Genomic DNA, 445 nt, shown 5'->3' with positions numbered 1-445 from the left:
AGCGCCTCGTCGGGGCCGGGAGCGTCGGGAGAGGGGCAGACGCTGACGACCTTTGCGCAAATTCGCGGTTTCGATCAGGATTAAGTCAACGCCACCGGATGAGATAACCCATGCGCGATTTCCTCAAGCGGCTGCCCAAGGCCGAGCTGCACCTGCATATCGAGGGTTCCCTGGAGCCTGAGCTGATGTTCGCCCTCGCCGAGCGCAACGGCATTCGCCTGCCCTACGCCTCGGTAGCGGAGGTCCGAGCCGCCTATGAGTTCCAGGACCTGCAGTCCTTCCTCGATCTCTACTACCAGGGCATGAGCGTGCTGCGCACCGCCGAGGATTTCCACGACCTGGCCATGGACTACCTGCGCCGCGCCCACGCCGAGGGGGTGGTGCACGTGGAGATGCACTTCGACCCCCAGGCCCATCGGGCGCGGGGCATCGAGCTGCCGGTGGT

General features: G+C 65.4%; 1 pseudogene. It reads left to right on the top strand.

The features are described 5' to 3' along the window. Positions 1-110 precede the first annotated feature (110 nt). Positions 111-445, top strand: a pseudogene (locus J5F18_RS12560) (adenosine deaminase); the annotation flags it as partial.

The organism is Halomonas sp. BM-2019, from assembly GCF_017584085.1.
This window is presented reverse-complemented; position numbering and strand designations above follow the sequence as displayed.